The following is a 15,616-nucleotide window of genomic DNA, read 5'->3' as shown; positions in this document are numbered from 1 at the left end:
TAGGAGATAAACCATGTACACGGATTTTTTCAAAACTTTTACTGATCAAACAGAGAAAAACCTACAACCTTACTTCAAGTTCAACAAGCTGGTAACGAAAAACGTTGAAGTTCTGACTGAACTGCAACTAAACGCGATTCGCACCTACAGCGAAATGGGTTTGGCGCAAATGAAAGCGGCATCTGAAATTAAAGATGTTACTTCACTGGCCACATTTAACAGTCAGCAACTGGGTGTATTGACTAAGCTATCTCAGCAAATGCTGGACGACAGCAACAAGCTGCAAGCGATCGCCAAAGAGTTCAAAGACGATGTTGAAAAGATGACTTCGGAAAATATCAAAACAGTTACACCTGCGTAATTTGTTCTGTGTTCACGCCGCCTATCTAGGCGGCGTTTTTTCCGAGTAAGGGAGTATCATTATGTTGCAACACTTCTTTTCGGACTATCTTGTAAAGCTCCAAGAGACCAATCAAAAATGGTGGCAAGACTTTGAAGCAAGCAAGGCAGCCGTCAATTCTCCTTTGAACAAGGCAATGCAAGAAGTGAACTTTGAGGATGCGGCAAGATTTGTTGAAAAAGCGGCAAATCAGCCTGCAGCATTGCTGAAGTTGCAGACGCAGTGGTGGGAACAACAACTGCAAATTTGGCAAAATGTGGCGCTTTCCGGCAACACTCAAAGTGTTATTGAAGCTGAGCAGGGAGACAAACGTTTCTCTAATGAAGCTTGGCAAGCAGAAGCGATGTACAGCTTCATCAAACAGTCCTACCTTCTGTTTAGCAAAACGTACATGGATACCATCGACGCCATTGAAGGGCTCGATGAGAAAACCAAAGAACGTATCACTTTTTTCTCTCGCCAAGCGATTAACGCGCTTTCACCATCGAATTTTATCGCAACCAACCCTGAGTTGCTTAAGCTAACGATTGAGAAGAATGGCGAAAATCTGCTCACCGGATTAGAGCTACTCAAAGAGGATGTGGCTGCGAGTGCGGACATCCTTAAAATTCGCATGACCAACAATAATGCGTTCCGTCTCGGCGCCGATATTGCGACCACGCCAGGTGATGTGGTTTATCAGAATGAACTCTTTGAGTTGATTCAATATCGCCCCATGACAGAGCAAGTCAATGCCACCCCGCTGCTGATCGTCCCGCCGTTTATCAATAAATACTACATCCTTGATTTAACCGCTAAGAACTCGATGGTTCGCTGGCTTTTAGAGCAAGGCCACAGTGTATTTATGATCTCTTGGCGTAACCCTGGTCTAGCGCAGGCGAACGTTGAGTTTGGCGATTACGTGACCGAGGGTGTGGTCAAAGCGGTGACCGCAATTGAAGAGATCACGGGTCAAGAAGAGATCAACGCAGCAGGTTATTGCATTGGTGGTACGGTGCTGGCGTGTACGGTGGGTTACTACGCGGCGAAGCGGATGAAAAAACGCATCAAGTCGGCGACCTTTTTCACCACGCTTTTGGATTTCTCTCAGCCAGGCGAAGTAGGTGCTTACATTAACGACACCATCATCAGTGCAATTGAAGCGCAAAATACCGCTAAGGGTTATATGGATGGTCGTTCGCTCAGTGTGACATTCAGTTTGCTGCGGGAAAATAGCTTGTACTGGAACTACTACGTGGATAACTACCTCAAAGGCAGTAGTCCGGTGGATTTCGATCTTCTGTACTGGAATAGCGACAGCACCAACGTTGCCGCAACAACGCACAATTTCATGTTGCGTGAACTGTATCTCAACAACAAGTTGGTTGAGGAACGTGGTGTCAAGGTTGGCGGAGTGTGGATCGATCTGAATAAGATCCGCATCCCAAGCTACTTTATCTCGACTAAGGAAGATCATATCGCCTTATGGCAAGGAACCTATCGCGGTGCTTTGAATATGGGCGGGAATAAAACCTTCGTTCTGGGCGAGTCTGGGCACATTGCAGGTATTGTTAATCATCCGGCGAAAAACAAGTATGGTTATTGGCTGAATGACAATCTTGATGAGTCGGCAGAAGAGTGGCTGAGTAATGCACAGCGCAAAGACGGCTCTTGGTGGACGCATTGGGATCAATGGCTACTGCAGTACAATCCGCAAGAAAAAGTCGCACCTTATCGACAAGGTTCTGAACTCAACCCCATCCTCAAAGAGGCACCGGGTGAGTACGTTAAGCAAGTCCTACCTATTTTAGAATAACCAGCTCAATGCGCTACGGCTCTTCGTAGCGCATTTTCTCAACGCCCATCAAATTTATCTAAATCATGCAAAAACTGCGCAAATTTACCAGCACAAACGTATTTTACCTCTGTTTGCTGGCAAAGAAGCGGTGACCAAAGCGCAACAGGTGCAAGGTATTCAGGTGAAGAAAACGGGCTACAGCGATTTTTATCAGTTATGGATTGGTGACCAGCAGCAAGGTTAAATCATACTCACGGAGCCACTTTGAGCTCTCTGCACAAAAACACCAAACGAGCGATCGTTTGGTGTTTTGTTTTCGAAACAGAGCTAGGTCGAGACGAGCTCAGAGCTCTTTGTCTTTGCTAAGTGACAGCAGCCATAGTGAAATGGCGGCCACGCCAGCAAAGCCAGCTAAAATAATTACGGGCATGGCACTGTAGCCGAGAACATGCCAAATAACCGATTCTAATGTACTCATGCTTGTTCTCCTTATTGCCAGCCGTCAACGCCGTGCATATCAGGCAGTTTGTGGGCAATGCCTTTGTGACAATCGACACAGGTTTTTTCACCCGAAGCCAGCGCGGTGGAGTGTTGGCTGGCACTGCGTTCGCTCTGTTCGGAGAAGTCCATGAACTCAAACTGGTGGCAGTTGCGACACTCTAACGAATCATTCCCTTTCAGCCGCGCCCATTCACGCTCAGCCAGATGCGCGCGACGTGCTTGGAATTTCTCCGGTGTATCAATATTGCCCATGAAGTGGGCGAACAGCTCTTTGGACGCCTGTACTTTGCGCACGATTTTGTCTGTCCACTCGTGCGGTACGTGGCAATCAGAGCAGATCGCACGCACCCCAGAGCGGTTCGAGTAGTGAATGGTTTCTTGGATTTCCGCCACAATCGGGGCGTGGCAACCCGAGCAGAACGCTTCGCTGTTGGTCGCTTCCATCCCAGTGTTAAATGCGCCCCAAAACAGCAGACCGCCAGCAAATCCCATAAACAGCAGCACACCAGCGGCCGCTTTGCTCGGCGTGCTTAGTCGCTTCCAAAACGCTTTCAATATTTTCATAGATAGCCTCTTCGTTTCAATAATTGGCTACTACTTACGCAGTGAGTCAACGCGTTCAAATTCATTCTCGACCAGCGGTTTAGCGCTCGCCTGAGGCACGTGGCACTGAAGGCAGAAGTAGCGACGCGGCGACACATCGGCCAGCACCGCATCTTCACGGTTCATATAGTGGGTCACGCTGATCTTGGTTGCGCCCATCTCTTTGGCATTTTTCCAGCTGTGGCATGCAAGGCACTTGTTGGCATTGAGTGACACTTCATAGCTGCGAATGTTATGAGGGATCAAGGGTGGCTGATAAACGTAATCACTCTCTAACACTTGCTCACGCGGGTATTTTTTCATCACATCAGCAGGGCGAGTATCCTCTAAAGGTGTGTTGCCACGAAGGGACTCAAGACCGCCCGTGCCCCCCGGGTTTTCTAACTCGGCTTGCGCAACACTGCTGAGCAGGGCAACTAAAGAAAGTGCGCTGATGGAAAACAGCGTCATGACTAATTTTTTCATCGTTTCATCTCCGCCTAATGGCTAAATTCTTTGTCAGGCTGCCCTTGTAGGCAGCCTGTGCATTCGGTTCCTGCTACGCGACCTTAGTGATCTTGACCGGACACTTCTTAAAGTCGGTTTGTTTCGACAGTGGGTCAGTGGCATCTAAGATCAACTTGTTGATCAGAATGCGAGCATCAAAGAACGGTACGAACACCAAGCCTTGTGGCGGGCGGTTGCGTCCACGTGTCTCAACGCGAGCGCGTACTTCCCCGCGCTTATTGGCGATCAGCACTTCATCACCACGGCGTAATCCACGCGCTTTGGCATCATCGGGATGGATGTAACAGAGCGCATCAGGCACCGCTTTATACAGTTCAGGTACACGGCGAGTCATGGTTCCGGTATGCCAGTGTTCCAGCACACGGCCAGTACATAGCCACATGTCGAATTCCGCATCCGGTGATTCAGGTGGCGCTTCGTAAGGGGCAGAAATGATCAGCGCCTTACCATCCGGTTTTCCGTAGAAATCCCAACCTGAGCCTTTCTTCGCGTAAGGATCGCTGCCTTCTTTGTAACGCCACTTGGTCTCTTTACCGTCGACTACTGGCCAACGCAGGCCACGCACTTGGTGATACACATCGTACGGCGCTAAATCGTGGCCATGGCCGCGACCAAAGCTGGCGTACTCCTCAAACAGCCCTTTTTGTACGTAGAAACCAAAGTGGTGCGCATCGTCATTGAGTTCGCGCGCTTCAGAAAGCGGATATTGGTCAACCTGACCGTTGGTAAACAGCACCTCATACATGGTTTTGCCACGGTATTGAGGCATCTTAGCCAAAAGCTCTTCTGGCCATACTTCTTCCATCTTGAAGCGTTTGGAGAACTCCATCACCTGCCAAGAGTCCGATTTAGCCTGACCAACGCTTTTGACTTGTTGATACCAAACTTGGGTACGACGCTCAGCGTTACCGTAAGCGCCCTCTTTTTCGATCCACATAGCGGTTGGCAGGATCAGATCCGCCGCTTGCGCTGTTGCGGTTGGGTAGGGATCGGACACCACGATGAAGTTTTCAGGATTACGATAGCCCGGTAAACGTTCACCATTGATATTTGGGCCAGCTTGCATGTTGTTGTTACATTGCACCCAGTAGCAATTGAGTACGCCGTCGTTCAGCATGCGATCTTGCAATACCGCATGGAAGCCCGGTTTAGGTGGAATAGTGCCTTCAGGCAGTTTCCAGATTTTCTCCGCGATGGCGCGGTGTTTTGGATTGGCGACCACCATATCGGCAGGCAAGCGGTGAGCGAAGGTGCCGACTTCGCGCGCGGTGCCACACGCCGACGGTTGACCGGTCAGTGAGAATGGGCTGTTGCCCGGAGTGGCGATTTTGCCGGTCAGTAAGTGCAGGTTATACACTAAGCTTTGCATCCACACGCCACGCGTATGTTGGTTCATACCCATAGTCCAAAGCGACATCACTTTGGTATTTGGGTCTGCGTACTGCTTAGCTAAAAGAAGCAGCTTCTCTGCGGGAACCCCAGACATCTCGGCGGATTTTTCCAGTGTATACGGTGCAACGGACGCTTTGTACTGCTCAAAATTGATCGACTGCATATCGCCTGAATTGGCGTGTTTGGCTTTTTTCTGTAGCGGATGGTCATCACGCAGGCCATAACCAATATCGGTAGTGGCTTGTTTAAAGTGAGTGTGTTTGTTAACGAAATCCCAGTTAATGGCGTCGTTTTGAATGATGTAGTTGGCAATGTAGTTGGCAATAACTAAATCGGTCTGCGGTTTAAAGATACAACCGGTATCCGCCAGCTCAAAAGAACGGTGGTAATAAGTTGACAGCACGTTCACTTTGACGTGCGGATGGCTGAGACGACGGTCGGTGATGCGAGTCCAAAGCACAGGGTGCATCTCGGCCATGTTCGAGCCCCAAAGCACAAAGGCGTCAGCGTGCTCAAAGTCATCATAGCAGCCCATCGGCTCATCCATGCCAAACGTGCGCATAAAGCCGACCACTGCCGAAGCCATACAGTGGCGCGCGTTCGGGTCGATGTTATTGGAGCGAAAACCCGCTTTCATCATTTTCACGGCGGCGTAGCCTTCCATCACGGTCCACTGGCCCGATCCAAACATCCCAACGCTGGTGGGGCCCTTTTTCGCCAGCGACGCTTTCCACTTCTCCGCCATGACATCAAACGCCATATCCCAAGAAACGGGCGTGAAATCGCCATCTTTGGCAAATTTGCCATCTTTCATGCGCAGTAAAGGTTGTGTGAGACGATCTTGCCCGTACATGATTTTCGAGAGGAAGTAGCCCTTGATGCAGTTCAAGCCTTTGTTCACCGGCGCTTCAGGATCGCCCTGTGTCGCGACGACTTTGCCGTTTTGTGTGCCGATCAAAACAGAACAACCCGTGCCACAGAAACGACATGGCGCTTTGTCCCAAGTGATAGCGGTTTGATCAGAGCTGGCGATCAGATTGGCTGCCGATGCGGGCAGGGTAATTCCGGCGACTGCCGCGGCTGAGGCTGCTGCGTTTGCTTTTACAAACGCGCGTCTTGTCATTTTCATACTTCACCCTCGAGTTGGGATTGTTGAGTTCCAGTGTCTTCGTCCTTGTCATCCGTCAAGGATTCAATCTGGTGATAAACCAGAACGGTGCTGAGAACGTTTGGTAAGTGGCTGATGGCTTCGATCGTATCGGTAATGAAACCTTGATTGACGGTTTCAAGTACCACGACAATTTTTCCTTCTGGGCTGTCTCCATAAATCTCGGTGTTGTCCATCGCCTCAATCTGCGCTTTGACGACAGCAAGAGAGTCGGCGACGACATGGACCACTAAGCTTGAGATGTGCACTTCGTTTAGCGCCATAATTTGCTCTCGTTCTAATTCGTTGTGCTCACATGGATGGATGATGCCGGGCAGATGTAGACGCAAGCGCCGCAGCCGTTACATTCATCCAGATTCAATTGCGCTTGTGCGACTTTGCCGATCTGTAGAGAAAAACGGATCGCCTGAGGTTCGCACGCCTCCGCGCAGCTACGACATTCAATATTGCGCTTGGTCAGACAAGCCTCATCAATGCTGGCTTTGGCTGACCAAGGTGGATTTTCTTGGCTGACAAACAAGGCTTCAGGGCACACAGCCGCACATTGATAGCAAAACGTGCATTCGCCTTGGGTGAAATCGACACGCGGAAAACCGCCATCGCCTATCACTATGATGTCTGTTTCACAGGCCGAAACACATTTCCCGCAACGAGTACACTCATCGCTAAAGCGCTGCCGATTTGCCAACCAAGGCAGAGCAACCGCCTCTTGATTGGCGGTGTGTCGGGTAAAAAAACGACGGCGGGAAAGATCGGTCACGGTTCACCTTATGGCTGTTCAACAATCGTCAATGATGCATATCGTTAGTCAACGTCACGGTTTTGTTCATAAATTGTCATTTAACCGTACACAAATTGTAGTTTTTGACATATTTGTATAAATACCTCTTAGGGGGTAATTGCGGGTGAGGCTTGTTTTGGATCAATAAATTCCTCACTCTTCCGGCTCATATTGTGCTCCCGCTGAGGGCACAAATGGCAAAATCAGATCAGAGGTTGTGTTGAAAAAACAAGTGAAGAAGTCAGTCACTAGAACGATTGCCAAGGCGATGGGGTTGATTTTGCTGCTGTCTGTTGTCACCACGGGCTTTGCTATCGTGACTTTGGCATCGAGCCTCAATGACGCCGAAGCGGTTAACGTTGCGGGCTCGATGCGCATGCAAAGTTACCGATTGGCACATGACATCCAAACGAATGCGGCTGACTACGCCTCGCACATCTTTCTGTTTGAGCGTTCCATCTATTCCCCGTCGATGAAAGCTTTGCAGAACTGGACTGTCCCTCAAGACATCACCGACGATTATTACCGTTTGATCATGCGCTGGCATGAATTGAAATCTGTGCTGCAAAGCGAGGAGCGCGAACGCTATTTGCTATTGGTGGCTGGGTTTGTCGGGCAAATCGACGCGTTTGTTTTTAAATTGCAGCACTTTTCTGAACAAAAGCTGATCAAACTGGCTTGGATCGGTGGTATGGGGCTTGGTGGAATCTTGCTGGTAAGCGTATTTGTGGTCCATTTTGTGCGCCGTGAAGTGGTTCATCCGCTCAATGCACTGGTGGTGGCGAGCAAGCAAATTCAATCTCGTTCCTTCGATGTGGCCTTGAACGTCTCCAGTGATAACGAAATGGGCATTTTAACCCGCACTTTTAACACTATGGCGGCGGAGCTCGGTAAGCTCTATCACGGTTTGGAAAAGGCGGTGAATGAGAAAACACACCGTTTGCAACATGCCAATCAATCGTTGCAGGTGTTGTACCAATCCTCGCAAGAACTGACGGCATCCCGTATCAGTCAGGAAAATTTTCACGCCATTTTGCGACATTTTGTCAGCATCGAAGGCATTGTCGCCGCTAAACTCGAAATTGTTGAGGTGGGCGAACGTAGCCTTGTGTTACAGGAAGGCAAAGTGTGTTCCAACCGCTGTAACAAAAAAGCGCTCACCTTGGATGGTCAGCATCTTGGCTATTTGCACTGGTGTGCGGGGCTTCCTTGCCCGGACCAAGCGCTGATCGACAACTTTGTGCAGATCCTCTCGCGGGCGGTTTATTACAATCATGCCCAGCGACAGGCAGAGCAACTGTTGTTGATGGAAGAACGGGCCACTATCGCTCGGGAACTGCATGATTCATTGGCACAATCGCTCTCTTATCTGAAAATTCAGGTTTCCTTACTGAAACGCTGTATCAGTAAGATCAGCGTGGATGCACAGGTCGAGAAAACCAACTTAGTCATCGCCGAACTGGATACGGGGTTAAATGCCGCTTATACCCAACTGCGTGAGTTGCTCACCACCTTTCGTCTTGCGATTAAAGAGGGAACCTTTGGTCAGGCGCTGCAGCAAATGGTCGAACAGTTGGGCGAACAGACGGAGGCTGAACTTACGTTAGACAATGAACTGCTCTCGGTTGAGCTGGATGCGCATCAGCAAGTGCATTTGTTGCAACTCATTCGGGAGGCGACGCTTAATGCCATCAAGCATGCCCACGCGAGCACGATTCATATTGAGTGTAAAGAAGCGAACAATTGGGTCACGGTGTCGGTTACCGATGATGGAGCGGGATTTGATCCCAACAACAGCAAGCTCAACCATTACGGCATGTCGATTATGCAAGAGCGTGCTGCACGACTTAATGGGGATTTGACTGTGAGCGCAGCAGTGGGGCAAGGTTGTAAGGTAGTATTGAAGTATCAGAGAATGAAGGAAGAAAAAGCGTGACAGTGTGCAAAGTAATGTTGGTCGATGACCACCCATTGATGCGTCGTGGCATCAGCCAGTTACTGAGTTTCGAAGATGAATTTGCGGTGATTGCCGAAGTTGGAACTGGAGCCGACGCCGTTGCCAAAGCGCACGAAACCGAGCTGGACTTGATTCTGCTTGATCTCAATATGAAAGGCATGTCGGGCTTAGATACCCTAAAAGCTCTGCGCGCTGACGGCTGTGAAGCGAGGATCGTTATTCTCACCGTTTCCGACAGCCCGGCCGATATTGAAGCGATTGTGAAAGCGGGCGCTGACGGTTATCTGTTGAAAGACACCGAACCGGATGAGTTAGTCGAACTGCTTAAACAGGCTCGACTAGGCGATAAAGCGTATAGTCAAGCGGTGGCTCGCTACTTACAGGCTCGTCACGATAACCACGATGCGTTTGACGATCTCACCGACCGAGAGACGCAAATTTTGCAAGAGGTGGCGCAAGGATTTCGTAATAAGCAGATCGCCGATCGTCTCTTTATTTCTGAATCGACCGTCAAAGTGCACATGAAAAGTTTGCTGAAAAAACTCAATGTGCCTTCTCGCACTGCCGCGACTATTCTCTATCTAGAGCGCTACGGTGAGGTGAGATAAGACTTAAGTCCAACAGATCTGTCGCTTGCTTGCCGCTACTATAAATAAAACAGCGCAATGGTAGAAGAGGGATAACATGGAAGTCGGTTTATTCTGGGCCGAAAAAGGCTTTTTGTTGGTGGGGATACTGTTTGTGCTGACTGGCATCATCCAATATGGCAAGCGCAGCCAAGATTGGCGAGGCGTAGTGACCATGTTTTACAAACGCATTCCGATGTCGGTGAGTGAATATAAATGGTACCGTCTTGGCATTGGATTGTGTCTGTTTGCGGTAGTGATGCGCATTGGTTTAATGGTCATCTTTCCCGTTTACACGCTTTAACTTCACCCGCTTTTGAGCGGGTTTTGCCTGTTTTGATACATCTCGGTATGTAACTAATTCTTATTTAAAACATTTTTGTTATCGCCTTCATATAAATTCATTTTCACGCCGGATCTAATTTCGTATTCTTGCCAATTCGGTTCATACTTAAAACCGAACAATAACTACAATCACGTCAGTTCCACACGTAATTCTTGAGTTGTCTGTTACACTTAAAGACAGGCAATAATTATTAAAAAGGGTGGTTGAATGTCTTTTCCTGTTCTCATCTGTGATGATTCAGCGCTTGCAAGAAAGCAGATGGCACGCTCACTGCCTGCTTCACTTAATGCCGACATAACCTTTGCAGTGCATGGACTCAATGCGCTAGAGGAGTTGGGCAAGCAAAAATTTAAGTTTATGTTCCTCGATCTCACCATGCCAGAGCTCGATGGATTTGAAACGCTTGAAGCCATGCGCAGCCGAGGTGATGACACCCCGGTGATTGTTGTTTCCGGTGATATCCAGCCCAAAGCGAAAGAGAGGGTGTTTGCCCTCGGGGCGAAAGCGTTTATTCAAAAGCCGATTGCGCCAGACGAACTTAAAGCGACGCTGAGAGAGTTGGTTGAGCCAGACTCAGTGCCGCAAGTGATCACGCCGAAAACGCTGGAACTGCCCATTCTGCGTCGAAGAGATATCTACATGGAAGTGGCGAACGTTTCGATTGGTCGTGCAGCCGATGCACTGGCGCGACATTTTGACGTGTTTGTCCATTTGCCGCTGCCCAATGTGAATATTTTTGAGCTCAGTGAACTGCACATGGCACTAAGAGATTTAGCAGAAAGCGCCAACGTTTCTGGAGTGTGCCAAGGGTTTAGCGGTGAAGGGATTGCTGGTGAAGCGCTGGTTCTGCTCAGTGATTCCAGTGTGGCCGACCTGAAAAAACTGATGAAGGTGCCCGCCGACAGTGAAGAGCTAGAGGAGTTGGAACTGCTGATGGATGTCTCTAACATTCTGGTTGGTTCCTTTCTCAACGGCCTTGGCCAGCAGGCGGAAGTGCGTTTTTTCCAAAGCTCACCGGTGTTGTTAGGGCAACATATTTCGATTGATTCCGTTATCGAAAATACCACAGGTTCTTTTACCAAAACCATGACTTTTGAAGTGAGCTACACCATCGAAGGCACAAGCATACGTTGCGATCTGCTGTTTATGTTCGTTGATGAGTCTTTACCGCTTTTAGACAATAAACTCGCGTACCTGATGGAGGACTTTTAATGCTTAATCTTCCTGCAGAGTTTGAACAATTCCACTGGATGGTGGATATGGTACAAAATGTCGACATGGGCTTGATTGTGCTGGATACCGAGTACAATGTGCAGGTATGGAACGGTTTTATGACCCACCACAGTGGCAAGCAAGCGCATGATGCGATTGGCAAATCGATTTTTGAGCTGTTTCCTGAGATCCCACAAGAGTGGTTTAGGCTGAAAACGAAGCCAGTGTATAACTTAGGCTGTCGCAGTTTTATCACTTGGCGTCAGCGCCCCTATTTGTTCCGTTGTCGCAACGTGCGCCCTGTTACCCAGCAGGCCGACTTCATGTATCAGAACGTGACGCTCAATCCAATGCGCACCCCTACGGGCCAAGTGAAATCGCTCTTTCTATCGATTCAGGATGCGACTGCCGAGGCGATCATGGCCCAGCAGCAGAACTCGTAGTAAAAAATCGTCAAATGCCAGCAAAAGCCAAGGAACTCCTTGGCTTTTTACTTCATCACCAGTCACGGATTCGGGAGAGCGATGGTATGCCATCACAAAACACTCAATGCCTTTATCAAGCTCGTCAAGTGAGAGAGGGAGAAGTTGTGGTCGCCAAAGCGCAGGGCGTCAGCTTATATCAGTTGATGGAACGCGCGGGAGCGGCGGCCTTTGCCCTGATGATGGAACAGTACCCATCATTGCGTGAGCTGTGCGTGGTGTGCGGCAAAGGCAACAACGGTGGTGACGGCTATGTAGTGGCTCGTTTGGCGAAAGAGCACGGAATGGTGGTGCATTTAGTCCAAGTTGGCGAGCCGGAACGATTGCAAGGCGATGCGCGTGAGGCGATGCTGGCATGTCAGCGCGGCGGCGGAACCATCATGAGTGAAAAAGCGTTACCACTTTTGTTGAATCAATGTGATGTGGTGGTGGATGCGCTGCTTGGTACGGGGTTAAGCGGCTTGGTTCGCGGTGAGCTGGTGACACTGATCGACATGCTCAATCACAGTGGTAAACCTGTGTTGTCCATTGATATTCCGTCGGGCTTGTGTGCCGATAGCGGGCAAATACTTGGCGCAGCGGTGCACGCAGCACACACCATCACATTTATTGGTATCAAGCAAGGCCTCATGACCGGGCAAGCGAGAGCATGCCGCGGCAAGCTCCATTTTGCTGGATTAGAGGTCGCTGATCACTTTGCTCGGCAGGTGAAGACGTACATTGAGGCGATGGACAAAAACAGCTTGGCGGATTGGCTGCCAAAACGCTCGCCCGTTGCGCACAAAGGCGATCATGGCAAACTGCTTTTGATGGGCGGAAATCGCAGTATGGCGGGGGCCATTCGCCTTGCTGCCGGTGCGGCGGCAAGAAGTGGCGCTGGCTTGTTGGTGGCGTTGACGCACCCTGAATCCGCTTTGCCGCTGCAAGTGAGTTGCCCTGAAGTCATGACCGCCGCTTGGATGCAAAACTCGGCGGAGTTGGAAAAGCGCATCGGTTGGGCTGATGTGTTGGTCGCAGGGCCTGGATTGGGGTTGGATGAGTGGGCGAAGAGTCTTTGGTTGTCGATAAAAGCGTTCCATGGACCGTGTGTACTGGATGCAGACGGGCTCAACTGGCTGGCAAGGCACCCGGATCACAATGATCTGCGCGTCATTACGCCCCATCCCGGCGAAGCGGCGCGTTTACTTGGTTGCAGTGTCGCGGAAATCGAGGCGGATCGTTTTGCTGCTGTTCAAGTGCTGCAAGCGCAATATGGCGGCGTAGCGGTGTTGAAAGGGGCAGGGACTCTGATTTGTGATGGCAATAAAACCTACGTGTGTGATGCAGGCAATCCCGGCATGGCCAGTGGCGGCATGGGGGATGTGCTAGCTGGAGTGATTGGCGCATTGCTGGCGCAGAAGTTACCACTGCTGTCGGCGGCTAGGCTTGGGGTGTTGCTGCATAGCTGCGCTGCCGATCTTTGCGCGCAGCGCCACGGTGAAATAGGGCTGCTCGCTTCCGATTTGCCGGATGAAATTCGCCGCTTACTGAATGGAAAAGCCTGATCAATCGGCGATCAGGCAACAAGGTATAACATTAGAACGAGAAGTTAACGCCCGCGCTGATCGAGGTCGCATGCTCATCGTTTGGTAGCATTTGGTATGTGACCGCCGCATCCAGCGTCAAGCGCTGGTCAAACGGCGACGCCAAACTGACCCCGGCGCTGGCATAAGGCTTGACACTGCTGTCCTTATCCACTTTCTCCACCGAATTGGTTGCATCCCACGTCGTCAGCTCTGACTCAATGTAGCTCGCCCCTGCTTTTCCATACACGCTCAAAATGCCGAGGTGTTGGTCAACGCGCAGGCCAAGGCCGTAAGAGTTGTATGTTTGCGCGAAATCGTTAGAAGTCGCCGAGACACTTTTGTTCAAGGTTTCAACTTTTTTGTAGCTCAGATCGGCCGAGAGAAAGTCGGTTAGTTGGTGGTTGTAACCGGCTTGAATAAAGTAAGCGAGTTCATCATTTGAGTTGTTGGTGACCATGGTCGCTCCGACATTGGTATACAGAGCACCTCGTTGTCCTTTGGCGTGCGCCATCGCTGTCGGTAGGGTAGCCAGCAATGCCAGCGTTACAAGAGTCATCTTTTTCATATTCAACACAGCCTTCGTTGTCCGTTTGCCGAGTGGCAAAAAATAGGTACGTTAAATAATACTTAGCAAGAATCAGTCCTTTTTTCCTATAAATTGCCTATTTTTTCTCGGAGAGAAGTTTGTTACGCACATCGAAGCCGCGTCGACTTACTGCGCACTTTGACAAAAACCATCAAGTGATTAGAAATAGCGGGGAAAGGATTGCGCAAGCGATTGCTCAGGTGTTTGATGATAACGTACTGAAATAAAAAAGGAAAAATGGAAGAAAGAAAACTGAGGGTGTTTAAGGTATGAAAACTCGGCAATGGTAGCACAAAAAAAAGTGAAAAATCAGACTTGTCGAAAAAAAATCACAACCTATAATGCTGAAAACCGGAGCGTCTGCCAACGCTCCGGTTTTTTTGTGTCCGAAAAACAGTAACCTCGTCTGCCAACTTGGTTACTACGCACTCTGCGATGACACATACAGTTATGAATCAAGGAATTACACAATGCGTATCGAACAAGAACTTAAGTTAGGTTTTAAAGATGTCCTGTTTCGCCCGAAACGTTCTACCCTGAAAAGCCGTTCTCAAGTAAATTTAACCCGCGAGTTTACATTCAAACATAGTGGTCGTCAATGGTCTGGTGTACCTGTGATTGCCGCCAATATGGACTCGGTGGGTAGCTTCGAAATGGCGAAAGCCTTGGCTGAACATGGTGTCATGACCGCCGTTCATAAACACTATACCGTGCAAGATTGGGCCGATTTCGTCAAAGGGGCGAACCGTGAAACGCTCAACAAAGTGATGGTTTCAACCGGCACATCAGAAGCGGATTTTCAAAAAACCAAAGATGTGATGGCGCTTTCTGACGAGCTGATTTTCATCTGCATCGATATCGCTAACGGCTACTCTGAGCATTTGGTGGAGTACGTTCAGCAAGTGCGTGCCGCATTCCCAGACAAAGTGATCTCAGCAGGTAACGTTGTCACTGGCGATATGTGCGAAGAGCTGATCCTTGCTGGCGCAGACATCGTTAAAGTGGGTATCGGCCCAGGTTCAGTATGTACCACTCGCGTGAAAACGGGCGTTGGCTATCCACAGCTTTCTGCCATCATTGAGTGTGCCGATGCCGCGCACGGCCTTGGTGGCCGCATTGTCGGTGACGGTGGCTGCGCATGTGCTGGCGATGTCGCGAAAGCCTTCGGCGGCGGCGCAGATTTCGTGATGTTAGGCGGCATGCTCGCTGGCCATGAGGAATCAGGCGGTGAGTTAGTGGTGAAAGATGGCGAAAGCTACATGAAGTTCTACGGCATGTCTTCAAAGAGCGCGATGGACAAGCACTCCGGCGGCGTTGCGGGCTACCGCGCTGCGGAAGGAAAAACCGTACTATTGCCATACCGCGGCAGTGTCCACGGCACCATTCAAGACATCCTTGGTGGCGTGCGTTCAACCTGTACCTACGTAGGCGCAGCAGAGCTTCGCGAGCTTACCAAACGCACCACTTTCATCCGAGTTCTTGAGCAAGAGAACAATGTGTTTGGTAAAGAGAAGTAAGCCAACACATCGAAAAAATAATGCACAATTAAGGGCCGCTTTTTGCGGCTCTTTTTTACGTCAAAAAGGGTAAGTGGCGACAGAGACAAGCTTTTACTATTTTTCGGAACTTATCACCGAAGCTGGTAGATAACTTCTACCTCAAAGATAAGGAGCCCCAGTGCCTATGTTTGAGATGGCTTTTCGACGGTGAGAG

The 15,616-nt window shown here is 49.7% G+C and carries 16 protein-coding genes; 9 read left to right on the top strand and 7 right to left on the bottom strand.

From position 1 onward, the window contains the following. Positions 1-13 precede the first annotated feature (13 nt). Both UF06_RS05275 and phaC read left to right on the top strand, forming a co-directional pair. Positions 14-361, top strand: coding sequence for a phasin family protein (locus tag UF06_RS05275; protein WP_045569509.1), 348 nt, complete (start codon positions 14-16; stop codon positions 359-361). A 61-nt stretch (positions 362-422) separates the two neighbouring features. Continuing rightward, positions 423-2,195: a class I poly(R)-hydroxyalkanoic acid synthase gene (gene phaC, locus UF06_RS05270; RefSeq protein WP_045569508.1), complete on the top strand. Its 1,773-nt coding sequence runs from the start codon at positions 423-425 to the stop codon at positions 2,193-2,195. A gap of 325 nt (positions 2,196-2,520) precedes the next feature. On the opposite strand, the gene UF06_RS23735 is transcribed toward phaC, so the two are convergent. The 6 genes from UF06_RS23735 to napF form a co-directional block, all read right to left on the bottom strand. After that, complete coding sequence (locus UF06_RS23735; protein WP_061895957.1) at positions 2,521-2,655, bottom strand: TIGR02808 family protein; 135 nt, start codon at positions 2,653-2,655, stop codon at positions 2,521-2,523. An 11-nt stretch (positions 2,656-2,666) separates the two neighbouring features. Next, positions 2,667-3,242 (bottom strand): NapC/NirT family cytochrome c, encoded by a 576-nt coding sequence (locus UF06_RS05265; protein ID WP_045569507.1) that lies wholly within the window; start codon positions 3,240-3,242, stop codon positions 2,667-2,669. A gap of 30 nt (positions 3,243-3,272) precedes the next feature. After that, positions 3,273-3,746, bottom strand: a complete 474-nt coding sequence (locus tag UF06_RS05260; protein ID WP_039427155.1) for a nitrate reductase cytochrome c-type subunit — start codon at positions 3,744-3,746, stop codon at positions 3,273-3,275. 73 nt (positions 3,747-3,819) lie between these two features. Beyond that, complete coding sequence (gene napA, locus UF06_RS05255) at positions 3,820-6,309, bottom strand: periplasmic nitrate reductase subunit alpha (protein ID WP_045569506.1); 2,490 nt, start codon at positions 6,307-6,309, stop codon at positions 3,820-3,822. Continuing rightward, positions 6,306-6,611 (bottom strand): chaperone NapD, encoded by a 306-nt coding sequence (locus UF06_RS05250; RefSeq protein ID WP_039427157.1) that lies wholly within the window; start codon positions 6,609-6,611, stop codon positions 6,306-6,308. Before UF06_RS05250 ends, napA begins: the two co-directional genes overlap by 4 nt. A gap of 14 nt (positions 6,612-6,625) precedes the next feature. Then, positions 6,626-7,108 (bottom strand): ferredoxin-type protein NapF, encoded by a 483-nt coding sequence (napF, locus tag UF06_RS05245; protein WP_045569505.1) that lies wholly within the window; start codon positions 7,106-7,108, stop codon positions 6,626-6,628. A 241-nt stretch (positions 7,109-7,349) separates the two neighbouring features. On the opposite strand from napF, the gene narQ reads away from it, so the two are divergent. The 6 genes from narQ to UF06_RS05215 all read left to right on the top strand — a co-directional run bounded on the left by narQ (position 7,350) and on the right by UF06_RS05215 (position 13,296). After that, the gene (gene narQ, locus UF06_RS05240; RefSeq protein ID WP_045569544.1) at positions 7,350-9,065 is read left to right on the top strand and encodes a nitrate/nitrite two-component system sensor histidine kinase NarQ; all 1,716 of its coding nucleotides are present in this window, start codon (positions 7,350-7,352) and stop codon (positions 9,063-9,065) included. Further along, the gene (locus UF06_RS05235; protein ID WP_039427161.1) at positions 9,062-9,694 is read left to right on the top strand and encodes a response regulator; all 633 of its coding nucleotides are present in this window, start codon (positions 9,062-9,064) and stop codon (positions 9,692-9,694) included. The genes narQ and UF06_RS05235 overlap by 4 nt, the downstream gene beginning before the upstream one ends. Positions 9,695-9,770: 76 nt before the next feature. Next, complete coding sequence (locus tag UF06_RS05230; RefSeq protein WP_039445121.1) at positions 9,771-10,016, top strand: hypothetical protein; 246 nt, start codon at positions 9,771-9,773, stop codon at positions 10,014-10,016. Between the two features lie 249 nt (positions 10,017-10,265). Continuing rightward, positions 10,266-11,270 (top strand): response regulator, encoded by a 1,005-nt coding sequence (locus UF06_RS05225; RefSeq protein ID WP_045569504.1) that lies wholly within the window; start codon positions 10,266-10,268, stop codon positions 11,268-11,270. Then, a complete protein-coding gene (locus UF06_RS05220; protein WP_039427165.1) occupies positions 11,270-11,713 on the top strand; it encodes a PAS domain-containing protein in 444 nt (147 codons plus the stop codon). The genes UF06_RS05225 and UF06_RS05220 overlap by 1 nt, the downstream gene beginning before the upstream one ends. A gap of 86 nt (positions 11,714-11,799) precedes the next feature. Then, the gene (locus UF06_RS05215) at positions 11,800-13,296 is read left to right on the top strand and encodes a bifunctional ADP-dependent NAD(P)H-hydrate dehydratase/NAD(P)H-hydrate epimerase (protein ID WP_045569503.1); all 1,497 of its coding nucleotides are present in this window, start codon (positions 11,800-11,802) and stop codon (positions 13,294-13,296) included. A gap of 31 nt (positions 13,297-13,327) precedes the next feature. Here the strand turns inward: UF06_RS05215 and UF06_RS05210 are convergent, their stop codons facing one another. Further along, positions 13,328-13,882, bottom strand: a complete 555-nt coding sequence (locus UF06_RS05210; protein WP_039427167.1) for an outer membrane beta-barrel protein — start codon at positions 13,880-13,882, stop codon at positions 13,328-13,330. Positions 13,883-14,373: 491 nt separating this feature from the next. Here UF06_RS05210 and UF06_RS05205 point away from each other — a divergent pair, with 491 nt between their 5' ends. Further along, complete coding sequence (locus UF06_RS05205) at positions 14,374-15,420, top strand: GMP reductase (protein ID WP_045569502.1); 1,047 nt, start codon at positions 14,374-14,376, stop codon at positions 15,418-15,420. Positions 15,421-15,616: the final 196 nt, after the last annotated feature.

This window comes from Vibrio sp. S234-5, assembly GCF_000960595.1.
Classification (GTDB): domain Bacteria; phylum Pseudomonadota; class Gammaproteobacteria; order Enterobacterales; family Vibrionaceae; genus Vibrio.
The sequence above is the reverse complement of the archived record's forward strand: the minus strand, read 5'-3'. Positions and strand labels throughout refer to the sequence as shown.